Raw genomic sequence first — 17,551 nt, 5'->3', positions numbered from 1 at the left:
GCTGATGGCTAAGTCAATTATATTAGTCGACTTTTCATTCTTTAGTTTTCGAGTTCCCTTTAGTTTGACCTTTGTCCTTATCTTTATCCTTAGCTTCTGTCTGCTGCCCCTGGGATTGTTGCTTGTTTAATTGGGGCTTTTGCATTTTTTCTTGGTCTATATTACTATCTATATGGCTTTGGCGACGGTCGTCCCGTCGCTTATCACCATCATCTTCCTTTATTTGATCTACATCTTTTTCATCATCGTCATTATCTCCATCATCATCCTGTGAATTGATTCCCTTATTGGCAGGATGGCTTGGTATCACTCTCCAATTTGCTGGGGATTTATCTTTCTTTAATTGTCCTGGTGGTAGGCTTTTGTTGGGTTTTTCTTCCAGAGTAGGATTTTCTTTATCTTGGAATACCTGTGGTTCTGGGCTTTCCTTAACTTCAAATTCAACTTTTGCCTTGGTTCTTGGATGAGGTAGATATTGTTGAATTTCAATCCCTTTTTCCTTTTCCAGTTCTCCCAAGCCCTTGGTCTTTAATTCTTCCACACTAATTCCATTGCCCTTCTGGGTACTGCCCTGGTATATTAAAAAGCGACCTACCGAAAGACCCTTCTCTTCAGCTAATCGATGTTGTTGTTCGGTAGCTTTCTCTATAACCACTTTAATCGGAGCGGGCAATTCTGCCACTGATACTTGAACCGTTGTTTCTAGTTTAACCTGGTCTACTACAGTATGGTTTTTGCTGAAAGGAATGACAGTGGCCAGGACGACATTATTATTTGTATTTAGATAATTGCATTTAACTGCCTCTTCCACCAATACTTCTACTGCCTGGTAAATTTCCCTATCTTTTATACTAACTTTTTCCAACAATTCCTTCCCATCTTCATTCAGGCCCTTAGCTTTAATAACATTTCCAGATTCATTTACAGCCAATTCTACACTGGGGTTTATATCCAATGCTACATAAGCAGCAGCAGGGCTAATAAAAAGCTTACTCCAAATACCAATAAGCATTACGATCAAAAGAGAGGCCACAGCCATGCCCTGAATTAGGGAGGGAAATTTTAGACCAGGGGTTTCTTGACCCAGTATATTACCCTTACCAGTAAGCAGCACCCTCATAAACTGTCCGTCTGATGTCATAAGTGTACCAATGGGTCCCTTCTTATGAACTAAAATCCCCTTAACCTTACTCATTTGTTGCTTCCCTCCTTTCTTCTGACCAACCAGTTAATTTTAAATATGAATACAGGTAGATAAATCGGTCTCTGTGGTGTAACAAAAGTGCCATTGCAATTATGTAGCGCCGTGCTTTCTCGATAGTTTTTCGATGCAGACCTGAAACCAAAGCTAGTTCTTTAACAGGCAAACGTCCAGTACGAAGTAAATGCTCTATAAGTAAATCTTTTTCCACAAGGATATTAGCCACTGAAATTAGACTCTCTCTGGAATCCCTATGTTTTGGTGAAGCATCAACTAGTTCATTGACACTGATACCGTATTTAGATAGTTCCCTTTGAAATTCTAGAACTTCCTCTTGACGTTCTTGCATTTCTGCCTCGCGCATATATATTTCCCAAGCCTGGGCAGTTTCATTGTGTACTGATACATTTTCAGTCACTTGATACTCTAAAGGCTGATGTCTATGACGAGACTCCTTGCGAAAATAATCATATAGTCGACTCTTTATAACTAACCTTGCAAAACCTAGAAAAGGAATTTTTTTCTCTTCTTCAAACCGATCAATGGCTTCGTTAAAAGCCATAAAACCAACGCTTAATTCGTCATCCCTACCCCATTCAAGGGAACGACTACAATATTTTACACAGACGTTTTGAATAAAAGGTTTTGCAAATGCTAATAAATCTTCCCTGGCCTTATTATCGCCATGTCTAGCCTGGTTCAGGTACAGTGCCGTATAATGTTCTAACGTCAAAATTGGTCACTCCTCCTGACCCAACTACTCCCCTCAATTATCCTTTTGTTTGATATTATAGATTACGATCCGGGTAATCTTTTTAAGTGGGTACAAGAAGAAGTTGGGTAATAAATAAAAAAACCTCTGCCTACTCTAAATTTGCAGAAGTTGTTCATTAACTATTTTACACTTGGTTGTAGGAATTAAGCAATAAAAATAAATGTATCCATAGATTCCAATTTATGTTATTTTATTTTATAAGAAATAAAAGGATTTACAAATTACTTTGCATAAATATATTATAGAACATACATGGAAAGGTGGATTTAACTTGAATAACGGTCAGGTTAAGGTTAAACTTTTTGAGCCCTATGCCATTGGAAATTTAGTGGTTTATGTAACAGGCCCAGATAGTGGCTCTGTGATAGAGGCTGACTGCAGATGGGAATTGACCACCACTGTGAATAGCTGTGACTGCTGTACCTTTCGTTGGCGCTCTCATCAAGACAATTCTTTTAAATGTCGTCACATTTTAGCCCTACGTCAAGTACTAGGTTTGGAATAATATGAATTTTAAATCCCGGAGAAAATACTCCGGGATCTTCGTTATAGATGCAACCTACCTGCCAGTTGTTGGATAGCTGCCTCGCCAAGGATACTGTAACCCTCGTGGGTAGGATGGCCACCATCTAACAGATATCGGGGATCCCCTTGATCCTTGCTGGTAAGTAATAGTGGCGTGTAAAAATCCAAAGTAAAGATTTCCTTTTCCCTGGCATATTGGTAAATCCACTGACGAATCTGGCTTAAATTTTCATGATAGTCCTCGGCATCCCGACGGGTACCTTCATAAGATTGTAATAATTGTTCAATGTTTAATGGAGATGGTGATACTAATATGGGACAAATGCCCTGATGCAGTACACCTTCGACTACTTGTTGGATATTATGCCGAACCCTTTGCAATGGAACCTGCTGCCAGCTATCATTGTGTCCCCCAGCAAAGATTAAATAGGACGGTTTTTCAGTAATTACGTCTATCTGAAGTCGAGATAGCATCTGTCCAGTGGTCTCTCCGTTGATCCCTCGGTTTAGCATTTGATAGCCTGTTTTGTGGACCACTTTAGTCACCCAGGAAAAATCCGGTCCATCGGGGTAGCCATAGGTAATGCTATCGCCTAAACAAACAATTTTTTTTCGATTAATAATCTCCCGAAACGCTTGTACCCCTTCCATATCTGGCAGTACAAAGGTCAGTTCTTTTAAGTCAGTATGCAACGACATGTACTTCCTAGCCTCAGAAACCATTAGGTGTGCAATTTCCTCTACTAAAATTTCTGGCCCCCTGGTATTTACTACCGGCAGCATTAGGGTTTTTAAACCTTGTTCTACGGCTGATTTTAGGGCTTTAGATAGAACAGCCCTAATTTCCTGTTTAATGTTATCTTTTTTAGCAGCCTGCAGAACCTGATCAGGTTTAGGATAATATTGGCTAAGTAGTTGCAAATCTCCCTGAACTACACTAATCATTGCCCTTGCTCCGCCTCCCCAATTTACTAATAACTAGACTATTACAAACACTTTTACGAACTTCATTCCGAGCCAAAACCCGTCCTACTGATAAAATTAAATTATTTAAATTCTATTACGCTGCATATTTGGTAGATAATGTTTCAGTAAATAAGCTCCCACTAGAACTACTCCTAGCACCCAGAAATATTTAACCCCCGGGATATCTATAATCCTAGACCAGTTATGACCCAAGATTGCTCCTCCAACCAAAAAGGCCGTTAACCATATAACTGCATGAATGACATCATAGAATAGAAATTTAATTAATGGAATACCACTAATTCCTGCAATGTAAGGGGTTAAGTTGCCAACTGTTGGTATAAAACGTCCTCCGATAATAAAACCAGGAGCAGATTTGTTTAAGAGCTCCTGGGCTTTAGCAAACCTTTCTGGTGTAAGTTGCAGGTACCTTCCCCATTTGTTGAGGAAGGGTTCCCCTACAAAATGTCCCAGCATAAAAGCAGTAACTGAGCCTAATATGTAAGCTGTTAGGGACACAAGCCAAGCCACAAAAATATTGAATTCTCCTTGACGGCATAAAAAACCAGTCAAAGCAACTAACACACTACCTGGAAAAGGAAGTCCTAGAGCTTCTAGATAAACTCCTGCAAATAAACCAGTTAAACCTAGGCTGCTTAAAAGGTCTAAGATTTGATCTGTCACTTCCTTCCCTCCTCAGTTTATTATGGCTGTTCCCCCCCTTTAATATTTGTCTAATCTATGGTGGTAAACTTAGACTTTACTTTAGTTATCTTAAATTGATTGGTAAGATATACCCCTGCCATAACCATACAACCACCAAAGATTGTCATGAGGGATATCTTTTCATGCAGTATTAGCACACCGGTTAACGAAGCAAATAACGGATTTAAGTAAGTATATACAGACGTACGCACTGCACCAATTATCTCAACACCCGAATACCATATATAATAGGCGTACACAGAACAAAATATCGCTAGATATAGGGCAGCTATTACAGATGACCAGGATAATTCCATAATCTGTTTGGCCAAGGTTTCAGGGGCAAATACCCCAGGCAGCACTGCCAAAGGCAACAGAAGAAGTGTACCAAAAATATGAATATAGGCCATAGCTACGATAGGACTGTATTTGATTAAAATCTTTTTTCCATAAAGGGTAAATCCGGCCCAAACAATGGCATTTGATAATAGCATTAAATCTCCTTTAATAGTTTTAGCTTGGAGAAGTCCTGCCAAATCCCCCCCGGAAATTACCAATGATACTCCACTAAAGGCCAGTGCTATTCCCCAGATCATTGTTTTATTTATCTTTTCAACATGGAGTATTACACTAAAAATACCAACTATGATAGGGCTGGTGGCAATTATTAAAGCGGAATTAATGGTGGTTGTATATTGTAACCCTGTAAATTGAATATAAAAATAAGATGTTATCCCCATAAAACCTAAAATGAGGAAAGCTGGTAAATCTTTAGTTTCTATTTTTCGATCCGGACGTCGCAAGAGGATGACTGCGAAAATAAATGAGGCAATGATAAAACGCAATAAGACGAGATTTAATGGGTATAGCTCAGTCATACCGATCTTTGCAGCAGCAAAGGAAGTTCCCCAAAAAAACGAAACACTGATAAGTAAAATATGTATATATCGTTGCATTTAAATTCTCCAATTAGTTAGATTAAGCTGCCATCCTTAGACCTATTGCTAGGAACCTTAATGTTTACTTTGAATGCCAGTAAAAATCCAGAACTTATGACGAAAAGGTGACAGATATATGAATAATAAAAACCTCCAACTAAAGACCCCTGAGGAAAACATGTAGAAAAGCTGAAGTCTAAGGCTGATGCTGAGGCTAGGTAAATTTAAAATGAAGCATACCACCTCCACGGTGATATGCTTCATATGCAAAACATGTTGCAAACTATAATACCCTGGCAATACCACCATAAACCAGTCCTCGCTGGCTATCCACAGTAATTATTTCATCATCAGGTAAAACACTGGTTGCATTAGCCATACCGACAATCACAGGTATGCCAAATTCCAAACCTACAATGGCTGCATGGGATGTGAGGCCGCCTTCCTCAGTAATAATAGCCTTTGCCCTCTGCATAGCTGATACAAAATCTCGATCGGTGGCTATTGTAACCAGAATGTCTCCAGGCTGTACCTTTTCCTCTGCTTCCTGGGGCGTACGACAAATTCTCACCTTACCGGTGGCTGCCTTCTGGCCAATACCTGTACCTTGAGCCAATAAAGTGCCTACGGTATGTACTTTCATCATATTGGTGGTGCCGTGGACACCTACTGGTACACCAGCAGTAATGACTATTAGATCTCCTGCTGCAATGTGTCCGGAGGCTAGAGCAGCATCCACCGAGATATTAATCATTTCATCAGTACCATGCACATCTTCAATGAGCAGTGGTACCACACCCCAAACCAGGGCCAATTTCCTTAAAACACCAGATCTAGGTGTCACAGCTATCACTGGTACTTTGGGTCGGTACTTGGCAATCATCCTGGCAGTATGACCACTGGCAGTGGCAGTGACAATGGCACTAACACCTAAATCTCTGGCAACGGTACATACAGCATGACTAATGCCATCAGTAACTGTCCTTTGTAGAGCTGCACCCCTAATTTCAAGGAGATCGTCAAAATTTACCGCAAGTTCTGCCCGCTGAGCAATACGGGCCATGGTTTCTACAGCTTGAACAGGATATTTACCAGCAGCTGTCTCACCAGAAAGCATAATTGCATCACTACCATCAAATATAGCATTAGCCACATCACTGGCCTCTGCCCTGGTCGGCCTAGGGTTTTGTGTCATAGACTCCAACATTTGTGTAGCTGTTATGACCGGTTTTCCTGCTTTGTTACACATTTCAATCATGGTTTTTTGCAGTACAGGTACTTCTTCGGCGGGAATTTCAACTCCCAAGTCTCCTCTGGCCACCATAATTCCATCTGCTACATTGATGATATCGGCCAGATTATCTACACCCTCACGACTTTCAATCTTGGCAATAATATCAACATCGGCACCATTTTCCTCGATGATCTGACGTATTGCCAGAACATCCCCTGGCTTACGAATAAAAGATGCTGCTATAAAATCTACCCTCTGCTCCAACCCAAAACAGATATCAGCAATGTCTTTTTCAGTAATTGAAGGAAGGTTTACCGTGACCCCAGGTAGGTTGACACCCTTTTGATTGGACAACTGGCCGCCATTAATAACTTTACAGTGAACGTCGCTACCTTCAACCTCCTCTACGACCATCTCAATGATACCGTCTGCCACTGCTATTCTACTACCGGGCTTTACATCATTAGGCAAATCCAAGTAAGTGACAGAAACAATGGTATTGTCCCCGGAGACTTCCCTTGTGGTTAAGGTAAAGGGCTGGCCCTGTTGTAAAATGACCGGAGGGTTGGCAAATTTTTTTAAACGAATCTCAGGCCCCTTGGTATCAAGCATAATAGCAATATTTTTACCAACTTCACGGGCTGCCTGACGTATGGAGTCTATTCTTTTAGCATGATCTTCATGGGTACCGTGAGAAAAATTTAATCTTGCTACATTCATACCAGCAAGCATCATTTTTTTCAAAGTTTCAATATTTTCACTGGCAGGACCGATGGTACATACAATCTTAGTACGTCTCATCATTAACCTCCTCGCAATAGAATCTTGACAGTCCCAGTTTCTAGATTGATAGTATCCGGGCAAGATCATACATATCTTTATTTATGGTGACAGGTTTTCCAATGACATCATTTAAGTCTGTAGCTAAAATTTCACCAGCCTTGATACCTACCATTTTATTAGTTTCTCCAGCCATCAATAATTCTACTGCTTTGGCACCCAATCTAGACGCCAGAATACGATCGAAGGATGTAGGAGTACCACCCCTCTGCAAGTGTCCAAGAATGGTTACTTTGGTGTCAAAACCAATCTTTTGTTTGATTTCCTTCCCAATATCAAGTCCACTGGCAGCCCCTTCGGCAACTAGAATAATCGAATGTAGTTTACCTCTTTTAATACCACTGAGAAGTTTCTGACAAATATCATCAATATTAAATGGAATCTCAGGAATTATTATACTTTCAGCCCCACCAGCCAGGCCGGCTGCTAAAGCGATATTACCTGAATTTCTTCCCATCACTTCAATGACAAAGGTACGCTCATGGGAAGTGGCTGTATCTCTAATCTTATTTATAGCATCAACCACATTATTAACCGCTGTATCAAAACCAATGGTATAATCGGTACCTGAGATATCATTGTCAATGGTACCAGGAACTCCAATGATGGGTAGACCATATTCTTGATGTAATAGTCGAGCTCCTGTAAAGGAACCGTCACCGCCAATAACTACCAACCCCTGAATGCCAAAACGCTGTACATTTTCCATTACTTGAGCTCGGCCTTCCTTGGTCATAAATCGTTCTGAGCGGGCAGTATGTAAAACTGTACCTCCGCGACCGATAATATCTGCCACTGAACCAAGATTCATGGGACCCATATCAGCATCAATAAAACCGCTATAGCCCCGACGAATACCAATTATTTCAAGACCGTGGTAAATGGCCTTACGAACCACCGCACGTATACAAGAATTCATGCCTGATGCATCTCCGCCACTGGTTAAGACACCTATTCTTTGCATGCCACACCCCTCCTAAGTCCCAATATACACCTATAGCCTGCCGCAAAACGGCAGGCTTATGCTTATTTATAAAAATATATCTTTATTATCCGGTTTGTCCCATGGTGCGAAATTTTCTATAACGTGATTCGACTAATTCTTCCTGAGTTTTCTTTATTAATTCCTTTAAATTGTGCTCCAAAGACTTATCAACAATCTGATAGGTTGCCGTTAAGTCGCTGTGGGCACCACCCAAGGGTTCTGGAAGAATCTCATCAATAATACCCATCCTTAACAGATCCTGGGCAGTGATATTTAATGCTTCGGCCGCTTCTTTAGCCTTTGTACCGTCCTTCCAAAGGATACTGGCAGCAGCCTCTGGCGAACTTACAGAAAAAATGGTATGTTCCTGCATAAGTATTTTATTGGCCACACCCAAGGCCAATGCTCCCCCACTACCACCTTCTCCAATGACCACAGATATTATCGGAATTCTTAAAGCAGCCATTACCATTAGATTCTTGGCAATGGCTTCCCCTTGACCTCTTTCTTCTGCCCCCATACCACAGTAGGCACCTGCGGTATCAATAAAGCAGATAATCGGGCGAGAAAATTTTTCTGCTTGCTTCATTAATCGTAAGGCCTTGCGAAAGCCTTCTGGATGAGACATGCCAAAATTTCGTTGGACATTTTCTTTGGTATCATGACCCTTTAAGTGTCCTATGACCGTTACTGGAATGCCCTTATAACGGGCAATGCCACCGATTACAGCAGGATCATCACCATAAAGACGGTCACCATGCATCTCTAGAAAATCGTTAAAAAGAGCATTTATATAATCCCGAGAATTGGGACGAGCAGCATGCCTGGCTATTTGCACCTTTTGCCATGGGTCAAGATTGCTGTATATTTTTTCCTTCATATCTCTAGACTTTTTCTCAAGCAGGATAATTTCTTCTGAAAAATCAATGCCCTTTTCATTAGTAAATCTTTTAAGTTCTTCAATCTTGGCCTCTAACTCCAGTAAAGGCCTTTCAAAATCTAATGCCATACGGCCTCCTTTAATTCGTCCTATGAAGTGTAAGAATGTTAGCCAAGGTTTCTTTTAGCTGCGGACGATTCACAATCATATCCACCAGACCATGCTGGCGCATAAATTCGGCCCGTTGAAAACCCTCCGGCAATTTTTGGCGAATTGTTTGCTCTATAACCCTAGGACCAGTAAACCCAATTAATGCTCCTGGTTCTGCCAAAATAATATCTCCTAGGGAAGCAAAACTAGCTGTTACCCCACCAGTTGTAGGATCCGTAAGAACAGAGACATATAATAAACCTGCTTCATCCAATTTTGCCAGGGCTGCAGAGGTCTTTGCCATCTGCATCAGGGACAAAATCCCTTCCTGCATCCTAGCACCACCGGAGGAAGAAAACAAAATCACGGGCAAGTTTTTCTTAATGGCAGTTTCAATGGCCCTTGCAATCTTTTCGCCCACTACGGACCCCATACTTCCCATAATAAAATTGGCATCCATAACTCCAATGACAACTGGATTACCTCCGATAGTCCCTTCTCCTGTTACTACAGCCTCTTTCAAACCCGTGTTTTCTTGAGCAGTCTGCAGTTTTCCCTCGTAATCAGGGAAATTTAATGGATTTATTGTAGTTAACTCATTGTCAAATTCTTGAAAGGAACCCTCATCCAGTGTCATCCGAATACGTTCTTTAGCATTTAAACGAAAGTGAAAATTGCACTTATGACAAACTTTAAAGTTCTTATCTAACTCCTTGGTATAAAGAATTTCATTACATCGTTGACATTTAACCCATAGGCCTTCGGGAATATCTCGTCTTTCGTTTTCTTCAGTTCGTTCTTTTTTCTCGGGACGTACAGTCACATATTTAGGCTTACGAAATATTTCTAGGACCAAGACTCACCTCTCCCTTAGTTCCCTGTTGTTATATAGTATTTATAATTTCCAATGCCTCATCCAGCTCAGATTCTGGTACTAAGACTTCTACAGATCCATTATCATTGCCGCTCGGCAGTCCGATATTGCGTAATTTGACCAGTAGCCCCTCTCGTAGCAATGCCTGTTGTAACTTCTCAGCTTGTTTACGATTGGGCGCAATATAAACGACTGTCCACACTTATTAATGGCCCCCTTGAATATCATAATAGAATATCCATGGATATTCGTATAGTTGTTTCTATTAAACACACGGTTATTCCTCTTTTTTTGTGCTACAAAAATAAGTATATCCAGAGTTCTATCTCTGGATACTGTTTTCAAATACTAGTATAGCTTACCTCCTATTAGTCGTCTGTTCGAATCTTACCGTGCTTTGTCATAACTTCTGCTCGACCACGTATTTTAATAGCCGAAGTATGTTCAGTAAACTGGGCAATCATAACTTCACCTTTATCCAGTTTTTCCGAATGATGAAACTTTGTGACTCCACCTCTTGTTAATCCAATCAGGGTTACACCATTTTCCAGAGCTTTAACCACTATATATTCACCCGTAACTATATTATCAGACATGAGCATTCACCCCAACTAATTTCCTCTTTTTTACAATTGAACTTATCATATCATACCTAAAATTAAATGACAAGCACAGTAAACTGTGATTAAGCTTTACTAATTATATCTTCTCTTTTGCAATCCCAACACAACAGGAGATAAATATTTTTTAGTTTTCCATAGATAATCAACTTATCGCCTTCCAGTAGAATTTGATTACCTCGGGGAGAATGCAAAAACTCTCCTTTTCTATCAATCGCCAAAATAAAAAGTTCTTGATCCCTAATCTTACTTTCTACTATGCGTTTACCTACCAAAGGGTTATTCCTTTCCAAAACAACCTCCGCTACCCCGTACTCCCTGTCTAGATGTAGTACTTCCTCCACTGTTTTTTTCTGCAATGACCTGTGACGAGAAAGTTGTTTTTCAATTCCTTTATCCAGTCTAATCCTTATGCGTCGACTGGAAGCAATGCTTACAGCCAGCAGCAGTATCATAATGGCCGTACCTGCCTGAATCAATGTCAAAGGGTGACGCATCAGTTCAATTAAGGCAGTGACTATGGTGGCAGTTCCCAAATAACCTAATATCATCAATACCATAATCAAACGTCTTCGGACATGGTGTTTTACCACTTGTTCTGACTCAGACGTTGTGTAACCCACTGTTACCAGGGCAGAAAGGGCTTGGAAACGGGCAATATGCAAATCCATCCCTGTCATTTTAAGGGCTATTGCTGATATTTCCACAATAATAAAAAGGACGAGTATAAAAGACACCAAGAAAACCAGGTTCATTTTATAACCTCCTCTTTTTTGTAATGAGAAGATTATATCAGTAGGACAAGGTCTGACACAAGCTAGCCATCAGCCATCAGCTTTTTTTGCATTTCTACTTTGGGTCACCCTAAGGCCTTGGGCTTTTTGGGCAATGGTTCAGGGGATACGCACAAGTAAAAAAACCCTTAAAACAATACATGAAAAAAGGCTGACGGCTGAGGGCTAAATATCCAGTAAACTTTCCGGTACAGGATAAGTGTCAGGATCAAAGGACCCAGAGTAGTTCCTGACTACCCCATCTGTAGCTTTTGAGTTTTGTTTTGGTATTGCTAACGGTGACCGGGCACCTACGTTATACCTGTTGGCCGTTTCCCTAAGGTTCCTGTTGTCTCTGGCAACGGCCACAGGAACTATACTAGGGTTAGTCACACGAAGTATAATATTTTCTTCTTTTAAAAGTCGCTGTAAAGACAGCTTTAGCTCAGTGCCTAAAGAAACTCCTTTCTCCCATTGTACTTTATGCCTGTTTTCTGGATAAAAGAAAAAGACTGGCGTATTTCCAGGGTAGGCTGCTAGCAATTCCCCCAATTCCTTGGGTTGTCCACCTGGGTCTGCTATCCTTAACCATAACTCACAAGCAATCTTTTCTAAGGGTTGTATTTCTTCAAGCAGAACTTTTGTCTCTTCACCGTTATTACTAACCCTTCCCTTTAGCAAAAGCGGATCCCGCACATCTAATATGCTTAAATTTCGACGATATACTTCTGGGAAAACAACAACTTCACAACTCCCTGTTAAATCCTCAATGGTAATAAAGGCCATGGGATCTCCCTTACGGGATGTAATCCGTTTAATAGTAGAGATAATTCCTGTCAATAAAAGGGGCTGGCCATCTGGAAGTTCCCCCAGTTGAACTACCCGCTCTACCTCCAACTGATCCAATAGCCAGCTGTATTCGGCTAAAGGATGACCAGAAATATACAGACCTAGGGCCTCCTTTTCCATTTCCAGTTGTTGGCGTGCCGTTAATCTAGGAACCGCGGGCAACTTTATTTCCATCACTTGGGCAGGATTTTCTGCCATCAGGTCAAATAGGCTTACCTGTCCCCTCTCCCTATCCCGTTGGGAACGGGCAGCATGCTCCAGCCCCACCTCCAACCCAGCAATTAATTGAGATCTATAGCCAAAGGCATCAAGGGCTCCTGCCCTGATTAAGCTTTCCAATACTCGTCGGTTGGCAATGCGGGTGTCTAAACGCCCACAAAAATCAAAAAAGTTGCTAAAAGGCCCTTCCTTTTGGCGCACCCTGATAATTTCTTGAACTGCTCCCCAACCAACATTTTTTACCGCTGCCAAACCAAAACGGATGGCTCCATTGGTAGCAGTAAAATTTTCTCGGCTAAGATTAATATGGGGTGGTAACACCTGTATACCCATACGACGACATTCTTCGATATACAAAACCACTTTATCAGTATTATCCCGCACCGAGGTCAGTAAGGCAGCCATGTATTCTACTGGGTAGTTAGCCTTCAAATATGCTGTCTGGTAAGAAACAAGGGCATAGGCAGCAGAGTGAGATTTGTTAAAACCGTAACCAGCAAAGTACTCCATCAGGTCAAACATTTTTTCTGCTAGCTGCCGGTCATAGCCCCTGGCCACTGCTCCGGGAATGGGGTATTTTAATGGTTTTCCCTTCTCATCCACTGTGCTACCGTTTACAAACCAATCTCGGTGCATAGCCATAATCTTTCCTATCTTTTTGCCCATAGCCTTACGTAATGAATCTGCCTGACCCAAGGAGTACCCAGCCATAACTCTGGCTACCAGCATAACCTGTTCTTGATAAAGGATAACGCCGTAGGTTTCTTTTAAAATGGGCTCTAAATTACTATGAAAATAATCTACTTTGGTTTGCCCGTGTTTCCGCTGAATAAAATCCTCTACCATACCGCTGCCTAGGGGCCCTGGACGATAAAGGGCCACCAAAGCAACAATATCCTCAAAGGCATTGGGCTTAAGCTCTTTAAGAATATTGCGCATACCACTGCTTTCCAATTGGAATACGCCAATGCCTTCACCTCGGGTTAACATATCAAAGGTGACTTGATCATCTAAGGGAATTGCATTTATATCAAGTCTAATTCCTTTAATTTGCTCAATCAGATCCACAGCTTCGGCAATAACAGTCAAATTTCGCAGACCCAACAAGTCCATCTTAAGTAACCCCAGTTCCTCCACCGTAGTCATAGGGAATTGGGTAGTCACTAAACCGTCCGAGGTTTTGTTTAGAGGTAAATACTCAACCAAGGGTTCCTTGGAGATCACCACTCCGGCTGCGTGGGTGGAAGCATGTCGGGGCATTCCCTCTAATTCTACTGCAGTATCAATCAATCGTTTAACTTCTGGATCTTGATCATAGGCTGCCTTTAAATCTGGTGAATTGGCTAAGGCTTTGGCAATGGTAATATTAAGTTCCATTGGCACAAGTTTGGCTACTCGATCTACCTCACCATAGGGTATATCCAAAGCACGCCCGACATCCCGAATTGCTGCCCGAGCAGCCATGGTCCCAAAGGTAATTATTTGAGCTACCCGATCTGTACCATATTTTTGTACGATATAGTCAATGACTTCCCCCCGTCGTTCATAGTCAAAGTCAATATCTATATCAGGCATGGAGATACGCTCAGGGTTCAAAAAACGTTCAAATAATAGGCTATATTTCAGGGGGTCAATATTGGTGATTCCCAATGCGTAAGATACAATGCTACCGGCCGCGGAACCCCGCCCTGGGCCCACAGCAATACCCTTCTCCTTTGCATAATGGATGAAATCCCAAACAATCAAAAAATACTCATCATACCCCATTTGGCTAATAACACTTAATTCATAGTCTAGTCGCTCCTGAACCTGTCCACTACAATGTCCGTATCTTTTGTTAACACCTTCCAGACACTTTTCCCGCAAGTACTGAGCGCTACTAAATCCTTCGGGCACGGTAAAATAAGGTAAGTGATACGTGCCAAATTCCAAATTCACATTACAACGCTCAGCAATCCGTACTGTATTACTTAAAGCCTCCGGTATCTCCGCAAAGAGAAGGTTCATTTCATAGGGGCTTTTCAGGTACATTTCCTGGCTATCGAATTTCATACGTCCAGGTGTATTGATGCTTTTACCAGTCTGGATGCAAAGTAAAACATCTTGTATGTCTGCATGTTCTCTCTTAAGATAATGGACGTCGTTGGTTGCCACCAGCGGGATCTGTAATTCTTTGGCAATTTTGATTAATTCCCGGTTGACAACCTTTTGTTGCTGGTAACCGTGATCCTGCAACTCCAAAAAGAAATTATTTTTACCAAAGATCTCAGAATATTCTTTAGCCACTTGGCGAGCCTTTTCCGGTTGGCTGCCGAGAATTTTATCGGCAACTTCCCCAGCCAAACAACCACTAAGGGCAATGAGACCTTTGCTATAGCTTCTCATAAGTTCCTTATCTACCCTGGGTTTATAATAAAAGCCCTCAGTATAGCCAAGGGATACTAGTTTTAATAAATTTTTATAACCTTCCTGGTTTTCAGCCAAAAGCACCAAGTGGGCTGGCTGATCATCCAGTTTGGGAGTCCGGTCGATTCTGCGTCGTGGTGCCACATAAACTTCACAACCTAGGATGGGTTTAACTCCTTCTTTATGACAGGCCTTATAAAAGTCCACCGTTCCAAACATACAGCCATGATCAGTAATGGCCAGGGCATCCATACCATTTTCCTTAGCCTGCTTAGCTACCTGACTAATTCGCGTTGCTCCATCTAAAAGGCTGTATTCACTATGTAAGTGTAAGTGAACAAAGGGCGTATCCTTCACCACCGTAACCCCCTTATTTTTCCGTGTTTATTATGATGGAGGTATGTATAGTTTACACTCAATCTTACATCCACATTTATTTTAACATGCCTCACAATAAAATGTTCTTTGTAAATATTCGACTTACATTCTTTGAGCTTATTGCTTATTTTGATAAAAATACCCCACTTACATATCTAAAATATATATGTAAGCAGGGTAATTCTTATCGTCTATGCAATTATCTTTGAGGGCTTACCCCTTCCGCTTAATTTCTTCCCGAATAGTTTGCCAACGAGTTCGAGCCATCCTGCTAAAAATTGGGTAACTGTTGGCTGAAGGATGGATAGTAACAGAATGAAACCATTTGACAGCCTCACTAAAGTCACCACTGCGGTAAGACAAATCACCGATTAAATATAACATGCGTAATTCCTTTTTTTCGTCTGGGGAAGCCTCTCTTTCGTAAGCCCGTTTCATAAACTCTAATGCCCTAAGCAAGGCTTGGTCTTCATTTTTTTTGTCTCCTTTATAACGATAAAGCCAGCCCAATCTAAGGTATAAAGAACCCTTCTCAGAGTCCTTGGCATTTCTTAACTCCTGACAGACAATGACCTTATTAAAAGCCTTGATGGCTTGCTCTAGGGTTCTTATTCCGCCGTATTGGGCTCCGTCATTTTGCCACTTTGTTAGGAAGTTATTGATAATACTTTTTTCGTTATCTACAAGTGGTTTGCTTGTCTCCTTGGTGAAAGCAAAACCACAATGGCGACAGACCCTAGCATCATAATAAATCGGATTTATGCCTGTGTAATAGGCACAAAAATCAGTATCTTGCTTGTCTACTATTATATATTTGCTTTTAACTTCAGGATGTTTAAATTCTTGTCCACAATTCGGGCAAATAACTTTGGCCAAGAAAATCATTTCTTCATTAAGTTGCATACAATTCGCTCCCAATAATGAGATGATACCTTATTATATCAAATAACTAACCAATTGAGAAATTTTGTTATTATAAATTAATTTACACCATTGGTCATTAGCCTTTAGCTTTAGAGACTTTACTGTTAGTAATTTATTTTAGATTTGAACTAATAGCTAAAGGCTAATGGCTAAGTGATATATCTTTTAGCACCTAAAAATCTCCCCCTAAAATAGTGGTCATCAAAGGATGTAATTGTTACACCCTCCTTACTACGGGCATTGATAAATAAACCATCCCCTTGGTAAATACCCACATGGGAAGGTCCTGGATCGATGGTGGAAAAAAACACAAGGTCTCCCTCCTCCAAATCTTCTCTTTTCACTGGTTTGCCCACTTTAAACTGATCCTGACAATCTCTGGGTAGTTGGTACCCATTGATAAAATACGCCATATAGGTGAGACCTGAACAATCCACTCCCCGAATAGTCATTCCCCCCCAAAGGTAAGGGGCCCCGGAAAAAAGGCCAGCAGCCGAAATTATCCCTTTTTTTTGTCCACGTCCACCATATGGCATCATACTAGTTGCATCCTCAGACACAAATGCATACTTTTTATCAGGTAACACAACTTTCAGTCTTTGGTTTTCTTCCCCCACAACTGGTAATATACTTCCCATAAATAATGTACAAAAACTTTCATAAGTGCTAAAGGGTTTATGGCTTAACATAGTAGTAGGTTTGATAACCTGTATGACATCAGCATACTGGTTCCATTGGGACAAACAGAAGCAATCTACCTTGGCCCATCCGGGAGAACCATCGTGAGTTTGTATGTGAAGCCAATCTCCTTCAACACCCATTACAAGGGCTGGCCATCCCATCAACTGCTGAGTAACCAAGGGAACCCCTTCTTCGGGATGTTCCAAGACATCCGCCACCGCCACCGATGTAATAACTGTGGTTCCCACTTCAACCTCTCTAAGATCGGTCATAGAATCATCCCTCTGCCCTTTTACTTAAACAATATTCAGCTATTTATTTTGTTATGCTTTCAACAACATAATTTCCAAAGTCAGGTTGACCGTCCACCAATTGCATAAGTTGTAGGAATCCTGCGGTTGCTCCCGGGTCACTGCTTAATTTGACCATTGCTGCTTGTTGTGCTTCTTCATTCTCCCATATAGAGATAACCACAAACTTATTACTATTACCTTTAGATCTGGCCACATATCCATGTACCAGACCAGGTAGTTGTTGAAAAAGTTTCATGTGCTCATCAATAACTTCCTTAAGCTTATCGCCTTGTCCTTCCCTTGCTTCTAACATGCCAAATGTGATTACTTGCAAA

The 17,551-nt window shown here is 41.1% G+C and carries 17 protein-coding genes; 1 reads left to right on the top strand and 16 read right to left on the bottom strand.

Annotated features, from left to right (window positions below):
- Positions 1-34 precede the first annotated feature (34 nt).
- The gene (locus ACYQ03_RS08450; protein ID WP_459909194.1) at positions 35-1,195 is read right to left on the bottom strand and encodes an anti-sigma-I factor RsgI family protein; all 1,161 of its coding nucleotides are present in this window, start codon (positions 1,193-1,195) and stop codon (positions 35-37) included.
- Complete coding sequence (sigI, locus tag ACYQ03_RS08445; RefSeq protein WP_459909192.1) at positions 1,188-1,934, bottom strand: RNA polymerase sigma-I factor; 747 nt, start codon at positions 1,932-1,934, stop codon at positions 1,188-1,190. Before sigI ends, ACYQ03_RS08450 begins: the two co-directional genes overlap by 8 nt.
- A gap of 313 nt (positions 1,935-2,247) precedes the next feature.
- Here sigI and ACYQ03_RS08440 point away from each other — a divergent pair, with 313 nt between their 5' ends.
- Positions 2,248-2,481 carry an SWIM zinc finger family protein gene (locus tag ACYQ03_RS08440; RefSeq protein ID WP_459909191.1) on the top strand — a complete coding sequence of 78 codons (234 nt, stop codon included), beginning with the start codon at positions 2,248-2,250 and terminating at the stop codon, positions 2,479-2,481.
- 41 nt (positions 2,482-2,522) lie between these two features.
- On the opposite strand, the gene ACYQ03_RS08435 is transcribed toward ACYQ03_RS08440, so the two are convergent.
- The 14 genes from ACYQ03_RS08435 to ACYQ03_RS08370 form a co-directional block, all read right to left on the bottom strand.
- Positions 2,523-3,446 carry an SGNH/GDSL hydrolase family protein gene (locus tag ACYQ03_RS08435; protein ID WP_459909190.1) on the bottom strand — a complete coding sequence of 308 codons (924 nt, stop codon included), beginning with the start codon at positions 3,444-3,446 and terminating at the stop codon, positions 2,523-2,525.
- 105 nt (positions 3,447-3,551) lie between these two features.
- Positions 3,552-4,151: a DedA family protein gene (locus ACYQ03_RS08430; RefSeq protein ID WP_459909188.1), complete on the bottom strand. Its 600-nt coding sequence runs from the start codon at positions 4,149-4,151 to the stop codon at positions 3,552-3,554.
- Positions 4,152-4,201: 50 nt separating this feature from the next.
- Positions 4,202-5,128 (bottom strand): DMT family transporter, encoded by a 927-nt coding sequence (locus tag ACYQ03_RS08425; protein ID WP_459909187.1) that lies wholly within the window; start codon positions 5,126-5,128, stop codon positions 4,202-4,204.
- Positions 5,129-5,393: 265 nt separating this feature from the next.
- Positions 5,394-7,145, bottom strand: coding sequence for a pyruvate kinase (gene pyk / locus ACYQ03_RS08420; protein ID WP_459909185.1), 1,752 nt, complete (start codon positions 7,143-7,145; stop codon positions 5,394-5,396).
- Positions 7,146-7,185: 40 nt separating this feature from the next.
- Positions 7,186-8,148, bottom strand: coding sequence for a 6-phosphofructokinase (gene pfkA, locus ACYQ03_RS08415; RefSeq protein WP_459909184.1), 963 nt, complete (start codon positions 8,146-8,148; stop codon positions 7,186-7,188).
- Positions 8,149-8,233: 85 nt separating this feature from the next.
- A complete protein-coding gene (locus tag ACYQ03_RS08410) occupies positions 8,234-9,178 on the bottom strand; it encodes an acetyl-CoA carboxylase carboxyltransferase subunit alpha (RefSeq protein WP_459909182.1) in 945 nt (314 codons plus the stop codon).
- A 10-nt stretch (positions 9,179-9,188) separates the two neighbouring features.
- The gene (gene accD, locus ACYQ03_RS08405; RefSeq protein WP_459909180.1) at positions 9,189-10,055 is read right to left on the bottom strand and encodes an acetyl-CoA carboxylase, carboxyltransferase subunit beta; all 867 of its coding nucleotides are present in this window, start codon (positions 10,053-10,055) and stop codon (positions 9,189-9,191) included.
- Positions 10,056-10,083: 28 nt separating this feature from the next.
- Positions 10,084-10,275, bottom strand: a complete 192-nt coding sequence (locus ACYQ03_RS08400; RefSeq protein WP_459909179.1) for a glutamate decarboxylase — start codon at positions 10,273-10,275, stop codon at positions 10,084-10,086.
- Between the two features lie 166 nt (positions 10,276-10,441).
- Positions 10,442-10,669 (bottom strand): trp RNA-binding attenuation protein MtrB, encoded by a 228-nt coding sequence (mtrB, locus tag ACYQ03_RS08395; RefSeq protein WP_459909178.1) that lies wholly within the window; start codon positions 10,667-10,669, stop codon positions 10,442-10,444.
- Between the two features lie 89 nt (positions 10,670-10,758).
- On the bottom strand, positions 10,759-11,448 hold the full coding sequence (locus tag ACYQ03_RS08390; RefSeq protein ID WP_459909176.1) for a TrkA C-terminal domain-containing protein: 690 nt from the start codon (positions 11,446-11,448) through the stop codon (positions 10,759-10,761).
- 204 nt (positions 11,449-11,652) lie between these two features.
- Positions 11,653-15,300, bottom strand: a complete 3,648-nt coding sequence (locus ACYQ03_RS08385) for a DNA polymerase III subunit alpha (RefSeq protein ID WP_459909175.1) — start codon at positions 15,298-15,300, stop codon at positions 11,653-11,655.
- A gap of 231 nt (positions 15,301-15,531) precedes the next feature.
- Entirely contained in the window at positions 15,532-16,221 is a 690-nt protein-coding gene (locus tag ACYQ03_RS08380) for a DUF2225 domain-containing protein (RefSeq protein WP_459909174.1), read from the bottom strand.
- Between the two features lie 170 nt (positions 16,222-16,391).
- The gene (locus ACYQ03_RS08375) at positions 16,392-17,195 is read right to left on the bottom strand and encodes a C40 family peptidase (protein WP_459909172.1); all 804 of its coding nucleotides are present in this window, start codon (positions 17,193-17,195) and stop codon (positions 16,392-16,394) included.
- 43 nt (positions 17,196-17,238) lie between these two features.
- The gene (locus tag ACYQ03_RS08370; RefSeq protein WP_459909170.1) at positions 17,239-17,550 is read right to left on the bottom strand and encodes a putative quinol monooxygenase; all 312 of its coding nucleotides are present in this window, start codon (positions 17,548-17,550) and stop codon (positions 17,239-17,241) included.
- Position 17,551: the final 1 nt, after the last annotated feature.

Source organism: Desulfotomaculum defluvii (genome assembly GCF_054657375.1).
Note: the sequence above shows the minus strand (reverse complement) of the source record. Positions and strands in the feature narration are given on the sequence as shown.